Origin of the sequence: Qipengyuania aquimaris, assembly GCF_009827445.1 — a bacterium.
Classification (GTDB): domain Bacteria; phylum Pseudomonadota; class Alphaproteobacteria; order Sphingomonadales; family Sphingomonadaceae; genus Qipengyuania; species Qipengyuania aquimaris.
Map to the genome: position 1 here is coordinate 1,688,381 of NZ_WTYI01000001.1, position 16,039 is coordinate 1,704,419.

Consider the following 16,039-nt stretch of genomic DNA (forward strand, 5'->3'; position numbering starts at 1 on the left):
GCGGGCGCGCGCTGCTGGTCGCCATGGGTTCGACCGAGACAGTGGATACGGTGGAGTTAGATGGGCTCGAATTTGCCGACCGCGTGTTCAACGGCATGGTCGCCCCATTGCTGGAGGGCCGTCATGTAGGAGCCGACGGGATCCTTGGACTCGACAGCCTGCAGGACCTGCGCGTGGCGATGGACTTCAAGGAAGACCGGATCGCGGTGGCCGATGCAGAGCAGCTTGGCGGCAACCGTGGCTACGAGATCATCGTGCGCGCGCGTAACAAGCTGGGACAGATGATCATCACCGATGCCAAGGTTGATGGGATCCGCACTGCGGTCATAATCGACACGGGCGCCCAGCATTCCTTTGGCAACCCCGCTCTCCTGAAGAGGTTGTCCCGCCGCAAGGGCGAACGCGACGAGCTTTTCATTTCCGACGTAAACGGGGCGAAGCTGAGCAGCGACCTCGCCTATGTAAGAGAGATCGCAATCGGCGGCGTCACTATAAGGAAGGCTCCAATCGGCTTTGCCGATAGCCCGGCTTTCCATGCGCTGGGCTATACGGACAAGCCGGCGCTGATCCTCGGCTTGCGCAACTTGTCCATGTTCGAGCGCGTCGCGATCGACTTTTCCAGCCGCACGGTATTGTTCGACCTGCCGCGTGGTACAGCGCGACCATCGCTGATGCAGAACGGCATCTTTCACAACCGTCCCGGCGCCTGAGGTTGTCGGCGAAGGCGGGGCGCCCCACATAGCGCCCCATGCCGCCAGACACGATCACATCAGACCAGCGGCACGACGCCGATAGCTGGGCGACCCTCAAGCGTTTCCTCCCTTACCTATGGCCGAAGGGCAATCCGTCCTTGCGGCGCCGGATCGTCATAGCCATGGGGCTGGTCCTGCTGGCCAAGGGCACGGTCCTTGCCCTTCCCTTCGCCTATAAGAACGCGGTCGACGCGATGACCGGGCCGGCGAACGAAGCGGCCATGGTCGCCATGGCGCTGGTGCTGGCCTACGGTCTCGGCCGGTTTGCCGGGACCGCGTTCGACAACTTGCGCAATATCGTATTCGAGCGGGTCGGGCAGGAAGCAACTCGCCACCTGGCCGAAGACGTCTTTCATCGCCTGCATCGCCTGTCCCTGCGCTTTCACCTGTCCCGCCGCACGGGCGAGGTCACAAAGATCATCGAGCGCGGGACGAAGAGCATCGATTCCATGCTCTATTTCCTGCTCTTCAATATCGCCCCCACGATTATCGAGCTGGTTGCAGTCGGCGTGATCTTCTACCTGAACTTCGGCTGGGGCCTGGTGGCCGCAACCGCATTCACGGTCGTCGCCTATATAGTAGTGACCCGGCAGATCACGGAATGGCGCACCAAACTGCGGCGCGACATGAACGATCTCGACGGGCTCGCCTTGTCGCGAGCTGTCGACAGCCTGCTGAATTACGAGACAGTGAAATACTTCGGCGCTGAACGGCGCGAAGAAGCGCGCTATGCCCGCGCAGCCAAGGCTTACAGCGAAGCGGCGATCAAGTCCGACTCATCGCTTGGCCTTCTCAACATAGTGCAGGCCTTCATCACCAATGCGCTGATGGCCGGCGCCATGGCTTATACAGTGTGGGGTTGGAGCCGCGGCGAGCTGTCGGTTGGCGACCTGGTCTTCGTGAACACCTATCTCATGCAACTCTTCCGTCCACTCGATCTTCTCGGCTGGGTTTATCGCACGATCCGTCAGGGCCTGGTCGATATGGCCGCCATGTTCGACCTTATCGATACCAATGTCGAAGTGGCCGACCGGCCGGACGCGCCGGCACTTGTCGTACGCCAGCCCTCCATCGCCTTCGAGAACATTTCATTCGGATATGACGAGGACCGGCAGATTCTGAACGATTTGTCATTCGAGGTCCCTGCCGGAAGCCATGTCGCCATCGTCGGTCCATCCGGCGCGGGCAAGAGCACCATCGCCCGCCTGTTGTTCCGCTTCTACGATCCGCTCTCGGGCCGCATTCTCATAGATGGTCAGGATATTGCAGGGGTCACGCAGGAAAGCCTGCGCGCCGCGATTGGCATCGTCCCGCAGGACAGCGTCCTGTTCAACGACACCATCGGATACAATATTGCCTATGGCCGCGAGGATGCGAGCGAGGACGAAATTGTGGCCGCCGCACGCGACTCTGCAATCCTGCCCTTTATCGACAGCCTGACCGACCGGTTCGACACCGAGGTCGGCGAGCGCGGCCTAAAACTGTCGGGCGGCGAAAAGCAGCGAGTCGCGATTGCCCGCACGCTGGTGAAGAACCCGCCGATCCTGGTGTTGGACGAGGCAACCAGCGCGCTCGACACCAGGACCGAGCAGGACATCCTGCAGACGCTCGACCGGGTCAGCGCAAATCGCACCACCCTCGCCATCGCCCACCGACTTTCAACGATCGCCAATGCCGACAGGATCCTGGTGCTAGACCACGGCCGCCTCGCAGAAAGCGGCACCCATGCAGAATTGCTGACACGCGACGGTCTCTATGCGGAGATGTGGGCCCGCCAGGCGGCAGAGCGCCAGGCGGACCCGGTTACCTGATCATTCGCCGGCCATGGTGAGGGTCGGCGTGGAGAGATCGATCGCTTCGGCATCGATTACCTCGACATCGGGCCGAATTGCCTTGAGGTCGTCGAGAAACTCGCTCGCATTGCCCACCACGATGACGGTGGCCTTCTCCGATCCGACGTAATCGGCCGCTGCCTTGGTCGCGGCTTGCGGCGAAACGGCAGCAAGGCGGTCGGCATAGCGGGCGGCTTCGGCAGGCTCCAACCCGTCGAGCAGCAGGTTCGCGACGATCGAGTTGAAGCCCGAGGAGGTTTCGAGACGACGGGCATAGCCGCCGCTGAGGTAAAGACGCCTTTTCCCGAGCAGCTCGTCATCAATGGCCTCATCACCCAGCCGGTCGAATTCGTCGAGGAACACCTGCACGACCTCGTCCGCAGTGCTGTTCTGCGTCTGCGCGGAAGCAATCAGCATATCCGTGCCGAGCCCGCTGCCCGCGCCGTAACTGATCGAGCGCTTGGTCCGCACCTCTTCGAATAGACGCCCGCTCGAGCCGCCGCCGAGAATGGCATTGGCAATTTCGAGCGGGTGGTAATCGGCAGCCGTGCGCTCGGGCGCGCGCATTCCGGCGTAGACAGCCGCCTGCCCTGCATCGGGCATATTTATGACGATAGTGCGGACGGGCTCGCCCTGCCCGGTCGGATCGGCGATCTCCGCAGGCGGTGCTGCTTCCACCATCCAGCTACCCAACAAGCTCTCGGTCAGAGTGATCGCCCGCTCTGGCGAGATGCCGCCGCTAACAATGACTTGCGTCCGTTGCGGGTGCCAGTATTTCGCCCGGTGCGCGACCAGGTCTTCGCGCGTCAGGGTCGCAAGGCTTTCCTGCGTACCGCTGGGAATAGTGCCGAAAGGCGCGTCACCGTATAAGACGGGCCGGGCAACCATACGGGCAAGCCCACCGGGATCTTTCAATTGAACGGCGAGGCCATCGACTGCTCGCTTGCGTTCTCGCTCGAAGGCCGCCTGCGGATAGTCGGCACTAGTGATGATTGCCGCCAACACCTGGCCTGCTTCATCCATGTTTTCGACCGGGGCGGTGAGGCTGAAGAAAGAGCCTTGTGAGCCCGCAGTCGCACCGAAGCTAGCACCCAGGCTTTCCAGCCGGCGAGCGATCTCGCTTTCGTCCATGCCGCCCGCACCCTTGTCGGCCAGCGTCGCAGCCATCTCGGCGATACCGGCCTTGGCGCGCGGGTCGCTGATCGATCCGCCGGGGACGAGCACTGTCATCGTCGCAAGCGGGACATCGCCGGTTTGCGCGGCCACCACCTGAATGCCATTATCGAGCGTGCGCTCTACGATCTCTGCTGCCTCGACCACCGGACGCTCGCCGGGTCCGGGCACGGGGTCGCGCTCGCCTTCGGGAGCAACAGAGAGCGGCTCGCCGTCGGCCGGCGGCAAGGTGCGGAACTGCGGCATCGGGACCGGATTGGCGTAGGCCGAAGGATCGTCCTCGCCAGCCGTATAGGTAATGTCCGTGCGCGCATCCTCATTATAGTAAGTGCGCGCGACGCGCTGGACGTCCTCGACAGTAACCGCTGCAATGGCTGCCAGCCGCTTGTCCGCGAAGCCGGGATCGCCGGTGCTGACCAGCGCCTCGCCCAGCTCGAAGGCGCGACCGCGGGCGGTTTCGCGTTGACGCAGGGCAGAAGCGATAAGTTCGTTCTTTGCTTCCGCAAGCTCGGCAGCGGAGACCGGCTGATCCATCATACGTTTGCGTTCGGCGACCAGTATGGCGCGCACTTCTTCGGCATCAGCCTGGGGATTGGTAACGGCGAACTGCGCCAGCATCCCGCCTTCTTCCTGGAGATTGGCGAAATGGACCGCCTGGACCGCCTTGCCCGTGCGAACGAGGGCGGCGTGCATGCGGCTGTTGTCACCGCGCGACATGATCGCATCCATCACCTCGAGCGGCGCTGCGTCAGGGTGGGTCAGCGGGGGCAGCTTCCACACGGTCCCGACCAGCGGCAGCGGAACGTTGGGAGCCGTCGCATTGACCGTGCGCGGCGCGGTGCGCTCCATCGCTACCGCGTCGACGGTTACGTCGACCGGATCGGAACGGCGCGGAATATCTGCAAAATAATCCGAGACCATCGTGCGCAGACGATCCATCTCGAAATTGCCGGCAACGATCAGCGTCGCCGTGTCCGGCCCGTAATAGGCCTGATAGAAAGCGCGCGCATCGTCGAGCGTCGCGGCGTCCAGTTCCTCGATGCTGCCGATGCCGGGGCGGCGATAGGGCAGCGTGTCATAGGCGCTTTCGGGCAGCACGAAGCGGCTAAAGCGGCCATAGGGCGGCGCAAGCACGCGCTGGCGAAGCTCTTCCTTCACCACGTCGCGCTCCTTGTCGAAGACCTCCTGGTCGATCACTGGGAAGCCCATGCGTTCGCGGTGGGTCCAGAGCATCGCCTCGAGATATTCGGCAGGGACGGTCTCGTAATAATTGGTGCGGTCGGAGCTATTCGAAGCATTGCGCGTCCCGCCGACGTCGGCGGTCAGGCCATAGATCATGTTGTACGGCATGTTCCGCGTCTTGCGGCTGAGGATATGCTCGAACAGGTGCGCAAAGCCGCTGCGGCCTTCGGGGTCGAGCTTCGAGCCGACTTCGTACCACATGGAGGTAGTCACCGTGCCGGTGGAAGTGTCGGAAATGGCGATGATCTGTAGACCGTTGTCTAGCGTCCAGCGCTCGTACTCGATGGCGGGTGCGGAGATCGCTCCGCCGGCGCCTGCATGGTCGTCGGCGATGGCCGGACCCGTAGCGAGGATCGCAAGCGTCGCTACGCCGGCGCTCAGAATGGCGGATTTCATCATGTCCCTACCCCTGTCGATTGATTTGCCCGAATCTGGCTAGCAAGCGGCAGCCTGTAAACTGACCCCGGCTCGACGGAGGGGCGAGCAGGTTCTGCGAACCACAGGGCACGGCCTTTGCCCCCGAAGGTTGTGTTGCAGCGCAACATAGGCCAAAGGGGCGTCACATGCAGGCCGCTGCCTGCCCAATTCCATGTAAGACGAACGGACAAACGCATGCTCGACCGCAGCGCGATCAAACGCGACTGGTTCTCCAACATCCGCGCAGACATCCTTGCCGGCATCGTTGTGGCCCTGGCCCTCATTCCAGAAGCGATCGGCTTTTCGATCATTGCGGGCGTAGACCCGCGCGTGGGTCTTTACGCGTCGGTCGCGATTGCCATGGTAATCGCGTTCACCGGCGGACGTCCGGGCATGATCAGCGCGGCCACCGCCGCTGTCGCAGTGGTCGTCGTCCCGCTGGTGCGCGACCACGGGGTCGAGTACCTGTTCGCAGCGACCATCCTGATGGGCATCTTTCAGGGCATCGCGGCGCTGCTGCGGCTCGACCTGCTGATGCAATTCGTTTCGCGTTCGGTAATCACCGGGTTCGTCAACGCTCTCGCCATCCTGATCTTCATGGCGCAGCTGCCGCAGCTCGATCCGACCGCAGCGGGCATCGGCTGGATGACCTATGCCATGGTGATCGCCGCTCTGGCGATGATCTACATCATCCCGAAGTTCACCACCGCCATTCCCAGTCCGCTTATCGCGATCATCGTGCTGACCGCGCTGACGATTTGGCTGGATGCACCGGTCAATACCGTGTCGGACATGGGCGAGCTGCCGGAGGGCCTTCCCTATTTCGCCCTGCCCGATGTGCCGCTGACCTGGGAAACGCTTGTCATTATCGCGCCTTATGCTGCGACCATGGCGGCGGTCGGCCTGCTGGAATCGCTGCTGACCGCGCAGATCGTCGACGACATGACGCACACAGGTTCGAACAAGCGCCGCGAGAGCGCGGGCCAGGGCTTGGCCAATGTCGTCGCCGCCATGTTCGGCGGCATGGGCGGCTGTGCCATGATCGGCCAGTCGGTTATCAACGTGACCAGCGGTGGTCGCGGTCGCCTGTCGACCTTCACGGCAGGCCTGTCGCTACTCATCCTTCTGGCGGTCTTGGGCGACCTCGTAGGTCGTGTGCCGATGCCGGCCCTGGTCGCGATCATGATCATGGTGTCGATCGGCACCTTCTCATGGAACTCGATTCCCAACATTTCCAAGCACCCGTGGCAGTCGAGCGTGGTCATGCTCGCAACCGTCGTGGTCGTGGTCGCGACGCACAACCTCGCACTCGGCGTGCTGGCAGGCGTCATCCTGTCGGGCGTGTTCTTCACCCACAAGGTGATGACCATGTTCGAGGTGGTCCGCGAGCGCGAGGGCGACACTGCCATCTACCGCGCCAAGGGCCAGATCTTCTACGCCAGCGTCGAGCGGTTCGAAGCTGCGCTCGGCCCGGAAAGCACCATGCCCGACCCTGCGGATCACGTGATCATCGACGTGCGCAAGGCCCACTTCTGGGACATCAGCGCCGTCGGTGCGCTCGACAAGGTGGTGGAGCGCATGCGCCGCAACGGTCGCAGCGTTCAGGTCCGCGGCCTGAACCGCGCAAGTTCGGACCTGGTCGACAAGTTCGCTCTGACCGACAAGACCGGTGTCGAAATCGGACTGGCGCCGCACCCCTGAGGCCGAGTTTGCCCTTGCGCATCTTGGCCGGTGTTCCATACTCCGGCCATGGCGGAGGGTAAGACACCGGTATTTCTGAACAGGATCGCCGCGCATCTGCGTGAGCAGAACTGGTTCGCTCTTGCGGCTGAGTTCCTGATCGTCGTGAGCGGTGTGTTCCTCGGTCTGCAGGCCGCAAACTGGAAAGAAGAACGTCAGGAGCGCGAAGACGAGGCGAAGATCCTTGCACGGCTTCAGGCCGAAACCGCCACGCTTCTCGGGGTGGTTCGTCAGGAACGCGAAGAACTGCAAACCAGAGCGGACCTCTACACGCAGGCCCAAGGCGTCATCTTCACTTCGGCAGTTCGGCGGCAGCTGACCGAGAAGGAATGCAGCGTAGTGGCTGCATCGCACATCTATCGGCGCGAAGCTGACCAGTTACCAATTCTCGAAGAATTGCTGTCGACCGGGCGATTCGACCGCCTGAAAGATGAGGGGATCAAGAGCCAGTTGCGTCGCTATATCCTCTTTCGGGACCGTCCGCGCGCCAATCACGAAGAACGCACGAACGAGTTGTTCCGCCTGTACAGCCGCCATCCCGATGCAATCCAGATTGCCGCTCTCCCGAGGGGGGCGGATACGGAACTAGATTGGGGCTACATGAAGAATCCGGACGTGCGGTTCGCTCCGCAGTGCAATGTCGAAGAGATGCGCTCCAACCGGCAGTTCCTCAACGAGCTTTTCGACAACATGGGCCGCAACGGACACGTGCTGCTTGGCTATGAAGAGCGCGAAGCCCTGCTGGCCGAACTGCAAAGACGACTGGACGAACTTCCGTCTTCGTGACCCCTGCCCGGGGCGACACACACCAGGTCGGAAAACGCCGAAAATAAGCCTCGCCATGTCAGGGAATTGGCCAGGCATTCCCGCCCGGCCTCAAACAAAGCGGGACAGGCGCGAGCACTCGCTAGAGCCTGTCCCATTGCGAGTTACATTTTCATCCGCAGCTCGCGAAGGATGTAGGTCCCCTTGATCTTGCGGATCTTGTTGTAGAGTTCGCGGACCGTCTGGTTGCTGCTTTCCATGTTGGAATTGCCCCAGGCTTCCATGAACTTGTCATATTCGGCCTTGTCGGGATCGAGCGATTCCATGTTCGGATAGTTGATGCGCAGAACCAGGTTCACTTCGTTGCTGCCGAAGGGCACGACATAGATCCCGTAATCGGTGATCCGGCCCAGATCCTTGGCCACTTCGTTGGCTTTCACCCAGGTCGACCTCAGCCCTTCGAGATAATAATCCAGCTGGCCTTCATCGACCTTCACATAGGTAAGTTCGATTACTGTTTCCTGAGGCGTGTAATCTTCCCAGACGTTCAGCTGGGCAGACGCCGGTGCGCTGAGGGCCAAGGTGCCCGCTGCAGCCGCGATGATCGACGATTTGATGATACGCTTCATATGTATTCTCCGGTTCAGGAGTTAGCGACCCTGATCCGAGGAAATAAGCGACTTGTTATGGTGTGTTCCCCCGCACGCATGATGTCACTCTACCGATCTAGTGTCAAAGCGACGACGGCAAGGTGAGGGCCTGATATACGGCAAGTGTGCGGCCAGGCTCGCTAGCTGGCTGTTATCGCCCGATTTCGAAATCACCATCAGGCAATTGAGACAGCGATTACCGTTGCTGTGATGCCAGATTGCGCAGGACCAAAAGCGCCTCTTCGTTTTGCGCGGCAGGCACGAACGCGTGATCGTGGTGCATCGCGGCAACCATGTTGCAGGCAATGCCCGCCTCGGCCAGGGCGGTCGAAACTGCCGCAGTCAGTCCGACGCCTTCAAGGTCGGAGTAGACCCCCAACGTGATCCTTGCCATGTCCGGACCGTCGACGTCGGCCTGGTCGGCGATCGCCGCCGGGACGATAGCGGATACGCCCTCGTCTTCGCGGAACGTGGCGATAGCAGCGCCGAGCAGTTGCGCCGCATTGGAGGGCTCGATCTGGACATAGCGATACCGGTCCGGGTCCAGCCGCGGCGATAGCTGTTTGAGCATCGCGGCAAGATCACGGACCGTATCGCGGGTCACAGGATATACTTGCTGAGGTCGGTGTCGCCCGCGAGATCGTCGAGCCGTTCGCGGACGTAAGCGGCATCGACCGTGATGGTCTCACCCTTGTGTTCTTCCGCTTCGAAGCTGATGTCTTCGAGCAGACGCTCCATCACCGTCTGCAGGCGGCGGGCCCCGATGTTCTCGACGCTTTCGTTCACTCTTGCGGCGATCTTCGCCACTTCGGCGATCGCGTCTTCGGTGATGTCGAGCGTCACTTCCTCGGTGGCGATCAGTGCGCGATACTGGTCCACCAGGTTCGCGCGTGTCTCTCTAAGGATGCGCACGAAATCCTCTTCCGTCAGCGCACGCAGTTCGACGCGGATCGGCAGGCGGCCCTGCAATTCGGGCAGCATGTCGGAAGGCTTGGCGACGTGGAACGCGCCGCTGGCGATGAAGAGCACGTGATCGGTTTTCATCGGACCGTATTTGGTCGCGACAGTCGTGCCTTCGATCAGGGGCAGCAGGTCGCGCTGGACGCCTTCGCGACTGACCGAACCGCCGCGCACGTCACTGACGGCAATCTTGTCGATCTCGTCGAGGAACACGATGCCGTTCGTTTCGGCATTCTCCAGCGCGACGCGGTGTACGTCCTCCTGGTCCATGCGCTTTTCGGCTTCTTCTTCGACCAGCTTGTCCCAGGCATCGGGGACCTTGAGCTTGCGCCGCTTGGTCGGCGCCTTGCCCATTGCCTTGCCGAGCATGTCGGAAAGATCGATCATGCCGACATTGCCCGGCATGCCGGGAATTTCCATATTGCTGGTCGGCTGGTCCTTCACGTCGATTTCGACTTCGGTGTCGTTCATTGCGTTCTGGACGATGCGCTCGCGAAAGGCCTCGCGCGTCGCTTCGCTGGCGTTCTCGCCGACAAGCGCGTTGAGCAGGCGGTCCATGGCCGCCTTGCTAGCTGCCTCTCGCACCGCTTCGCGGCGGCGTTCCTTCTCGAGCCGGATCGCTTCTTCGACCAAGTCGCGGGCGATCTGTTCGACGTCGCGGCCGACATAGCCGACCTCGGTGAACTTGGTCGCCTCGATCTTGACGAAGGGCGCTTCGGCCAGCTTGGCCAGGCGGCGGCTGATCTCTGTCTTGCCGCAACCGGTGGGGCCAATCATCAGGATGTTCTTGGGCGTCACCTCGTCGCGCAAATCCGCGTCGAGGCGCTGGCGACGCCAACGATTGCGCAGCGCCACGGCCACGGCGCGCTTGGCGTCCTTCTGGCCGATGATGTGTTCATCCAGCGATCCGACGATCGCCTTGGGGGTCAGATTGTCCATGAAATCTCTCAGACCTCTTCGAGGGTCACATTGCCATTGGTGAAGACGCAGATGTCGGCGGCGACCTTCATCGCCTTGCGTGCAATCACCTCGGGATCGTCTTCGTATTCGGCGATCGCCTTCGCAGCGGCGAGTGCATAATTGCCGCCCGATCCGATGGCCGTGATGCCGCCTTCGGGTTCCAGCACGTCACCATTACCGGTGAGGACGAGGAGGTTTTCCTTGTCCGCCACGATCATCAGGGCTTCGAGATTGCGCAGGTATTTGTCCGTGCGCCAGTCCTTGGTCAGCTCGACCGCAGCGCGCAGCAGCTGCCCGCTGTATTGCTCCAGCTTCTTTTCGAGCCGCTCGAACAGGGTGAATGCATCCGCCGTCGCCCCGGCGAACCCGGCGACGACTTTGCCGCCTTCACCGATCCGGCGGACCTTGCGGGCATTGGGCTTCATCACCGTGTTGCCCATGGAGACCTGTCCGTCCCCGGCAACGACGATCCGATCGCCCTTACGTACGCCGATAATTGTGGTGCCATGCCACTGGGTCAGCCCGTGGCGATTGTCTTGTTCACTCATGCCGCCGGATATGGGGTGCCGAGCGAAGGGGTCAAGCGATCAGCGCCCCGGACCGCCCTGACCGCCAAGACCCGGCTGGCCGACCGTGCCGATATTGCCGAACAGGTCTTCGAGGAAGCCACGCTCGCGGCCGAGGGTCGGCGTCTCGTCGCCATCGGGCGAAAGGTAGACGACCTTTTCGATACCGCTTCGGTCGGCGGACACGACATTGCCTGCCGCATCGAACTTCACTGCCAGCACCTGATGCTCGCGGATCGAGGGGCGGACGAAGGGCTTACGGCCTGTCGTACTGGACACGTAATACCAGGTCGGCTCGCCATATTGGCTGGTAAAGGTCGGACGGCCGAGCGTGTCTTCCACGCTGCGCTGATTGTCGATGCCGGGCTGGACCGTTCCGAGCAGGAGCGAATCGACAATGTAACCGCGCGGCTCGCGAATCGACGAGCAAGCAGTCGTTGCGAGACCCGCTGCGAGAATGGCAGCGATACCGAAAATCTTGGACCTGTTCATGGGAACAGCATGTCTCCATCCTGGTGCGCGCTTGGCGTGTTCGCCAGCGCATCCTATATGCGGCTCACGCCCTAAACCGAAAGGCGCGCGCCTTGCAACGTGCGTATCGCGAACCGGTGGGGATGGCGGCTTTAATTGCCGCTGAACGATAGTCGAAGAAAGCGCTTTACCCGATGACCTTTTTTGCCCGCCTGTTCGGCACCCAGGAAGACCCGCGCGAGCAATGGCGCCCGCTGTGGCACCGCGTGGTCGAGGAAGCCCGCGACCCCGACTGGTACCGTATGTGCGGAGTGGCCGACACGCTGGAAGGCAGGTTCGACATGGTCACGCTGGTCCTCAGCCTTGCTATCCTCAGGATGGAAACGGACGAAGACCTTGCGCCGCATACAGCGCTCCTCACCGAATTGTTCGTGGAAGACATGGAAGGCCAGCTTCGCGAAGCCGGGATCGGCGATCCGACGGTTGGCAAGAAAATCGGCAATCTGATGAGCAGCATGGGCGGCCGCCTCGGCGCCTACCGCACGGCGCTCGCCGCCGAAGACCGCGTCGCGCTGGCAGATGCGCTGAAGCGCAATGTCACCATGTCCCAGGAAGACGAAGCCGAAGCTCTCGCTGAACGGATGATCCGCCTGCACAAGCGGCTCGCCCGCACGGACGCGGCGCAGCTTCGCGCAGGGGAGTTCGCCGCTTGAGCGCACCCGAACTTTCCCGCCCGATCAAGCCGCGCGCCCTGCCCGCCGGCACGATGACCATCGAGGCGGACGAGGCAGAACGTGCCGCGCTGGCAAGGCGTTTTGGGATCACCGCGATCCACAGCCTCAACTCAGAAGTCGAGTTCGGCGAAAAGGACGGAGCGGTGCTGGCTGAGGGCAAGCTGGCCGCCACGCTCGAACAGCCCTGTGCGGTGACGCGGGAAGACTTTACCTACAAGGTGTCGGAAACGTTCTCGCTGCGCTTCGTGCCCGAAGGCCAACTGGGCGAGTACGAGGAAGACGCGGAATTCGAGCTAACCGAAGAGGATCTCGACGAGATCGAATACGAAGGCGAAACTTTCGATCTCGGCGAAGCGATCGCTCAGGAACTGGCTCTTGCCATCGACCCTTACCGCGAAGGGCCAAATGCGGATGACGCACGGACCGAGGCAGGGATCGCAAGCGACGAAGAACGCACGCCAAGCGGGCCGTTGGCCGAGGCGCTCAAGGAGCTGAGGAAGGGCTGATCAAAAAGGATTCGGCGGTCGGTTGAAAAGTTCGATGCGCTCGAAGTTCCCGGACACATTGCGCCAGATTCGTACGTCCCAAACCATATTACCGAAGCCATCGGGGAGAAGTTGGAGGCGGTATCCGGTCCAATAGGAATTCCCCGGGTCCATCTCGCTAACTTTTAGAGTCTTTGCCCAATCCATCGACAGGAAAGCGTCTCGCGCTCCAAGGTTGGCCGATTCGTGTGACGCGGAAGCGCCTGAAAGAAGAGCGAAATAGATCTTCTCACCGGAACGAAGTTTAGCTTGCGCGGCTTCTAGCTCACGAACGAGCTCTTCGGCTTCCGTACGCTCCACGCCCTGCAAATAAAGCTCGGCTGGGATTTCCTTCTCCGGCATCTCGCCCGCTTGGGCTGGTGCAGCGGACCAGAGAACCGCAGCTACGGTCAAACAGACTACCGGAATTCTCGCCATATCATCAGTCCTCTCCCAGACGATCTTATCCGCAGGGGAGCACGATACAAGCAATTCGATTAAAACGGGATGTCGTCGTCCAGATCGTCGTAGTTCGATCCGCCGCCGCCGGAACCGCCACCCTGCGAGCCGCCCGACGAACCGCCGCCGCTGCGCCAATTGTCGCCGCCACCCGAGGACTGGCCGCCGCCCTGGTCCCAGCTGGAACCGCCGCCACCGCCGCCGCGATTGCCGCCCTGGGCACCGTCGAGCATGGTCAGCGTGCCATTGAGGCCGCGCAGCACGATCTCGGTCGAGTAGCGATCGTTGCCGCTCTGGTCCTGCCACTTGCGGGTCTGGAGCTGGCCTTCGATGTAGACCTTCGAACCCTTGCGCAGGAAACGCTCGACCACGCCGATCAGACCTTCGGAGAAGATCGCGACGGTATGCCATTCGGTGCGTTCCTGGCGTTCGCCGGTATTGCGGTCCTTCCACGTTTCGCTGGTCGCGATGCGGAGGTTGGCGACCTTGCCGCCGTTCTGGAAGCTGCGGATTTCCGGGTCTGCGCCCAGGTTTCCGATCAGCATGACTTTGTTGAGGCTACCGGCCATCGAATCGTTCCTTCGTAACTGTTAGCCGTGGCCTAACCGAGCGAGCGCACAGGTTCTAGGTCGCAGACGACCTTTCCCCCGAAGCGGAGCTAAAGACCCGCCGCTGTCGCGATCCAGTAGGTCGCCCCGGCGGACAGCCACGCGAGCGCGAAGAGGTAGACCACCATGACGGTTGGCCACTTCCACCCGTTCGTCTCGCGCCGCGCGACGGCAATGGTAGAAAGGCATTGCGGGGCGAATACAAACCAGGCGAGGAAGGCCAGCGCAGTCGGCAGGCTCCACAGCGCAGCGATCTTCGCGGTCACGCCCTCGGCGGCGATGTCCTCATCTTCCGCATCCACAGCATAGGTCGTCGCGAGCGCAGACACGGCCACTTCACGCGCGGCCAGCGCCGGAATGATAGCTAGGCTCATTTCGCGGTTGAAGCCCACCGGTTCTAGTACGGGATGCAGTGTATCGGCCACCGCGCCTGCAAGGCTTGCGTCGAGCTGGCTTTCGCCCGGATCCGCCTTGGGGAAGCTGAGCAGCACCCACAGCGCGATCGTCGCGACGAAAATGATCGTACCTGCGCGGCGCAGGAAGACCCATGCGCGCTGCCACAGGCCGATGGCGAGGTCCTTGAGGCGCGGCAGCTGGTAGCGCGGCAGCTCCATGATGAAGCCCGACGCCGCACCCTTCGTTACTGTGCTGCGCAGGACAAGGGCGACGACCATCGCGCCCACAATGCCTGCTACATAGAGCGCGAACAGGACAAGGCCCTGGAGGCCGATACCCGGCCCTACCGTAGTCTGCGGAATTACCGCGGCAATGACCACGGCATAGACCGGCAGGCGCGCCGAGCACGTCATCAGCGGCGCGATCAGGATGGTGGTCAACCGGTCCTTGGGATCGGAGATTGAGCGCGTCGCCATGATGCCGGGAATGGCGCAGGCGAAACTGGAAAGAAGCGGGATGAAGCTGCGGCCCGAAAGGCCGACCAGTGCCATCAGCCGGTCCATCAGGAACGCCGCGCGCGCCATGTAGCCACTGGCTTCCATCACGAGGATGAAGAAGAACAGGATCACGATCTGGGGCAGGAAGACGACCACAGATCCGACACCCGCAAGTACGCCTTCGACGAGGAAATCCCGGAATAGTCCTTTGGGCAGCCGCTCTGAAAACACGCCCGAAATCGCGCCCACGCCGCCTTCAAGTGCATCGGCGAAGGGCGTGGCCCACGCGAATACGGCCTGGAAAACGACGAACAAGAGACCGAACAGGATGACCGGCCCAATCCATGGATTGAGAAGAATGCGGTCGACACCGTTCTCGATAGTGTGACGGGTCGACTTCGAGAGGATCGCGCTGCGGGCAATGTGCTTGGCCGTGAGTCGGCGTTCGGGCAGCGTCAGGTGCCAGCGCGTATGCGCTTCTTCGTCGGCATGTGATCGTGCTTCTGCGATAGCATCGGTTAGTTCCGCGATGCCTTTGCGGCGCACGGCGACGGTCGGCACCACGGGAACGCCAAGAGCCTCGGACAATGCTTCGGGATCGAGGGTCAGCCCGTCGCGCTCGGCGAGGTCGACCATGTTGAGCGCCACGACTGTGGGCTTGCCCAGTTCCAGCACCTCTTGCGCGAACACGAGGTGCTGCTCGAGGTTTGCTGCATCCAGGACGAGGATCAGCACATCGGGCGCCGCTTCCCCGTCGAACACGCCCTTCACCACATCGCGGGTGACGGCTTCGTCAGGGCTCGCCGCATCGAAGCTGTAGGAGCCTGGAAGATCTAGCAATTCGACCGGCGCACCACTGGGCAAGGTAAGGCGCCCTGCCTTACGCTCGACTGTCACGCCGGCGTAATTGGCGATCTTCTGACTCGCGCCGGTAAGCGCGTTGAACAGGGCCGACTTGCCCGAATTGGGATTGCCGACCAGTGCTGCTGTACGTTTCGCACTCATGCCGCTTCCACCTCGATGGCGCGGGCATGGATGCGGCGGATGGCGATTGTCATGTTGCCGAGGCGGAGCGCCAGCGGGTCGCGCCCACCGAACACGCCGCGATGCACGACCGCGATCTCCGCGCCTTCGTCAACGCCAAGCGCCTTCAGTCGCTTGCCTTCGTCTTCGGCCAGACCGGCCCAGTCCACGGCGACAATGCGCGCCGGTTTTCCGCTGTCGAGAACGTCCAGAGTCATGCTGCCGCCCCTGTCAGAGCGGACAGCTAATTGCAACTGGTTATCAATAGCG

At 62.2% G+C, this 16,039-nt stretch carries 16 protein-coding genes (1 of these 16 only partly in view); 6 read left to right on the forward strand and 10 right to left on the reverse strand.

The window, feature by feature from the left end:
* On the forward strand, positions 1-710 hold the 3' portion of the coding sequence (locus GRI34_RS08185; RefSeq protein ID WP_160595502.1) for a retroviral-like aspartic protease family protein. Its footprint begins 283 nt before the window's first position; 710 of the gene's 993 nt are visible here — the last part of the coding sequence; its start codon lies off the left edge, out of view; it ends in the stop codon at positions 708-710.
* A gap of 38 nt (positions 711-748) precedes the next feature.
* Positions 749-2,563: an ABCB family ABC transporter ATP-binding protein/permease gene (locus GRI34_RS08190; RefSeq protein ID WP_160595503.1), complete on the forward strand. Its 1,815-nt coding sequence runs from the start codon at positions 749-751 to the stop codon at positions 2,561-2,563.
* Here the strand turns inward: GRI34_RS08190 and GRI34_RS08195 are convergent, their stop codons facing one another.
* Entirely contained in the window at positions 2,564-5,398 is a 2,835-nt protein-coding gene (locus tag GRI34_RS08195; RefSeq protein ID WP_160595504.1) for a M16 family metallopeptidase, read from the reverse strand.
* A gap of 213 nt (positions 5,399-5,611) precedes the next feature.
* Here GRI34_RS08195 and GRI34_RS08200 point away from each other — a divergent pair, with 213 nt between their 5' ends.
* Both GRI34_RS08200 and GRI34_RS08205 read left to right on the forward strand, forming a co-directional pair.
* Complete coding sequence (locus GRI34_RS08200; RefSeq protein ID WP_160595505.1) at positions 5,612-7,117, forward strand: SulP family inorganic anion transporter; 1,506 nt, start codon at positions 5,612-5,614, stop codon at positions 7,115-7,117.
* Between the two features lie 48 nt (positions 7,118-7,165).
* Entirely contained in the window at positions 7,166-7,942 is a 777-nt protein-coding gene (locus GRI34_RS08205; RefSeq protein WP_160595506.1) for a hypothetical protein, read from the forward strand.
* Positions 7,943-8,085: 143 nt separating this feature from the next.
* Here GRI34_RS08205 and GRI34_RS08210 read toward each other — a convergent pair whose 3' ends face one another.
* The 5 genes from GRI34_RS08210 to GRI34_RS08230 all read right to left on the reverse strand — a co-directional run bounded on the left by GRI34_RS08210 (position 8,086) and on the right by GRI34_RS08230 (position 11,549).
* On the reverse strand, positions 8,086-8,550 hold the full coding sequence (locus tag GRI34_RS08210) for a hypothetical protein (RefSeq protein WP_143089617.1): 465 nt from the start codon (positions 8,548-8,550) through the stop codon (positions 8,086-8,088).
* 217 nt (positions 8,551-8,767) lie between these two features.
* Positions 8,768-9,175: an ACT domain-containing protein gene (locus tag GRI34_RS13425; protein ID WP_325065202.1), complete on the reverse strand. Its 408-nt coding sequence runs from the start codon at positions 9,173-9,175 to the stop codon at positions 8,768-8,770.
* Entirely contained in the window at positions 9,172-10,470 is a 1,299-nt protein-coding gene (gene hslU / locus GRI34_RS08220; protein ID WP_160595507.1) for an ATP-dependent protease ATPase subunit HslU, read from the reverse strand. The genes GRI34_RS13425 and hslU overlap by 4 nt, the downstream gene beginning before the upstream one ends.
* Before the next feature lie 8 nt (positions 10,471-10,478).
* On the reverse strand, positions 10,479-11,039 hold the full coding sequence (gene hslV, locus GRI34_RS08225) for an ATP-dependent protease subunit HslV (protein ID WP_100259606.1): 561 nt from the start codon (positions 11,037-11,039) through the stop codon (positions 10,479-10,481).
* A 39-nt stretch (positions 11,040-11,078) separates the two neighbouring features.
* Entirely contained in the window at positions 11,079-11,549 is a 471-nt protein-coding gene (locus GRI34_RS08230) for an outer membrane protein assembly factor BamE (RefSeq protein WP_160595508.1), read from the reverse strand.
* 173 nt (positions 11,550-11,722) lie between these two features.
* Between GRI34_RS08230 and GRI34_RS08235 the strand changes: the two genes are divergently transcribed.
* Together GRI34_RS08235 and GRI34_RS08240 are read left to right on the forward strand one after the other, a co-directional pair.
* Positions 11,723-12,241 (forward strand): ubiquinol-cytochrome C chaperone family protein, encoded by a 519-nt coding sequence (locus tag GRI34_RS08235; RefSeq protein ID WP_160595509.1) that lies wholly within the window; start codon positions 11,723-11,725, stop codon positions 12,239-12,241.
* The gene (locus tag GRI34_RS08240) at positions 12,238-12,768 is read left to right on the forward strand and encodes a YceD family protein (RefSeq protein ID WP_234028180.1); all 531 of its coding nucleotides are present in this window, start codon (positions 12,238-12,240) and stop codon (positions 12,766-12,768) included. The genes GRI34_RS08235 and GRI34_RS08240 overlap by 4 nt, the downstream gene beginning before the upstream one ends.
* Here the strand turns inward: GRI34_RS08240 and GRI34_RS08245 are convergent, their stop codons facing one another.
* The 4 genes from GRI34_RS08245 to GRI34_RS08260 all read right to left on the reverse strand — a co-directional run bounded on the left by GRI34_RS08245 (position 12,769) and on the right by GRI34_RS08260 (position 15,987).
* Positions 12,769-13,224, reverse strand: a complete 456-nt coding sequence (locus GRI34_RS08245; protein ID WP_160595510.1) for a hypothetical protein — start codon at positions 13,222-13,224, stop codon at positions 12,769-12,771. It lies immediately after the preceding gene.
* Between the two features lie 59 nt (positions 13,225-13,283).
* Entirely contained in the window at positions 13,284-13,814 is a 531-nt protein-coding gene (gene ssb, locus GRI34_RS08250; RefSeq protein ID WP_160595511.1) for a single-stranded DNA-binding protein, read from the reverse strand.
* An 89-nt stretch (positions 13,815-13,903) separates the two neighbouring features.
* Positions 13,904-15,751, reverse strand: coding sequence for a ferrous iron transporter B (feoB, locus tag GRI34_RS08255; RefSeq protein WP_160595512.1), 1,848 nt, complete (start codon positions 15,749-15,751; stop codon positions 13,904-13,906).
* Positions 15,748-15,987, reverse strand: a complete 240-nt coding sequence (locus tag GRI34_RS08260) for a FeoA family protein (RefSeq protein ID WP_090480421.1) — start codon at positions 15,985-15,987, stop codon at positions 15,748-15,750. The genes feoB and GRI34_RS08260 overlap by 4 nt, the downstream gene beginning before the upstream one ends.
* Positions 15,988-16,039 lie beyond the last annotated feature (52 nt).

Excerpts from the sequence above, each read along its gene's own strand:
- GRI34_RS08190 (WP_160595503.1), top strand. The coding sequence starts at position 749 with ATGCCGCCAGACACGATCACATCAGACCAGCGGCACGACGCCGATAGC.
- GRI34_RS08195 (WP_160595504.1), bottom strand. The coding sequence starts at position 5,398 with ATGATGAAATCCGCCATTCTGAGCGCCGGCGTAGCGACGCTTGCGATC.
- GRI34_RS08200 (WP_160595505.1), top strand. The coding sequence starts at position 5,612 with ATGCTCGACCGCAGCGCGATCAAACGCGACTGGTTCTCCAACATCCGC.
- GRI34_RS08205 (WP_160595506.1), top strand. The coding sequence starts at position 7,166 with ATGGCGGAGGGTAAGACACCGGTATTTCTGAACAGGATCGCCGCGCAT.
- GRI34_RS08210 (WP_143089617.1), bottom strand. The coding sequence starts at position 8,550 with ATGAAGCGTATCATCAAATCGTCGATCATCGCGGCTGCAGCGGGCACC.
- hslU (WP_160595507.1), bottom strand. The coding sequence starts at position 10,470 with ATGGACAATCTGACCCCCAAGGCGATCGTCGGATCGCTGGATGAACAC.
- hslV (WP_100259606.1), bottom strand. The coding sequence starts at position 11,039 with ATGAGTGAACAAGACAATCGCCACGGGCTGACCCAGTGGCATGGCACC.
- GRI34_RS08230 (WP_160595508.1), bottom strand. The coding sequence starts at position 11,549 with ATGAACAGGTCCAAGATTTTCGGTATCGCTGCCATTCTCGCAGCGGGT.
- GRI34_RS08235 (WP_160595509.1), top strand. The coding sequence starts at position 11,723 with ATGACCTTTTTTGCCCGCCTGTTCGGCACCCAGGAAGACCCGCGCGAG.
- GRI34_RS08245 (WP_160595510.1), bottom strand. The coding sequence starts at position 13,224 with ATGGCGAGAATTCCGGTAGTCTGTTTGACCGTAGCTGCGGTTCTCTGG.
- ssb (WP_160595511.1), bottom strand. The coding sequence starts at position 13,814 with ATGGCCGGTAGCCTCAACAAAGTCATGCTGATCGGAAACCTGGGCGCA.
- feoB (WP_160595512.1), bottom strand. The coding sequence starts at position 15,751 with ATGAGTGCGAAACGTACAGCAGCACTGGTCGGCAATCCCAATTCGGGC.
- GRI34_RS08260 (WP_090480421.1), bottom strand. The coding sequence starts at position 15,987 with ATGACTCTGGACGTTCTCGACAGCGGAAAACCGGCGCGCATTGTCGCC.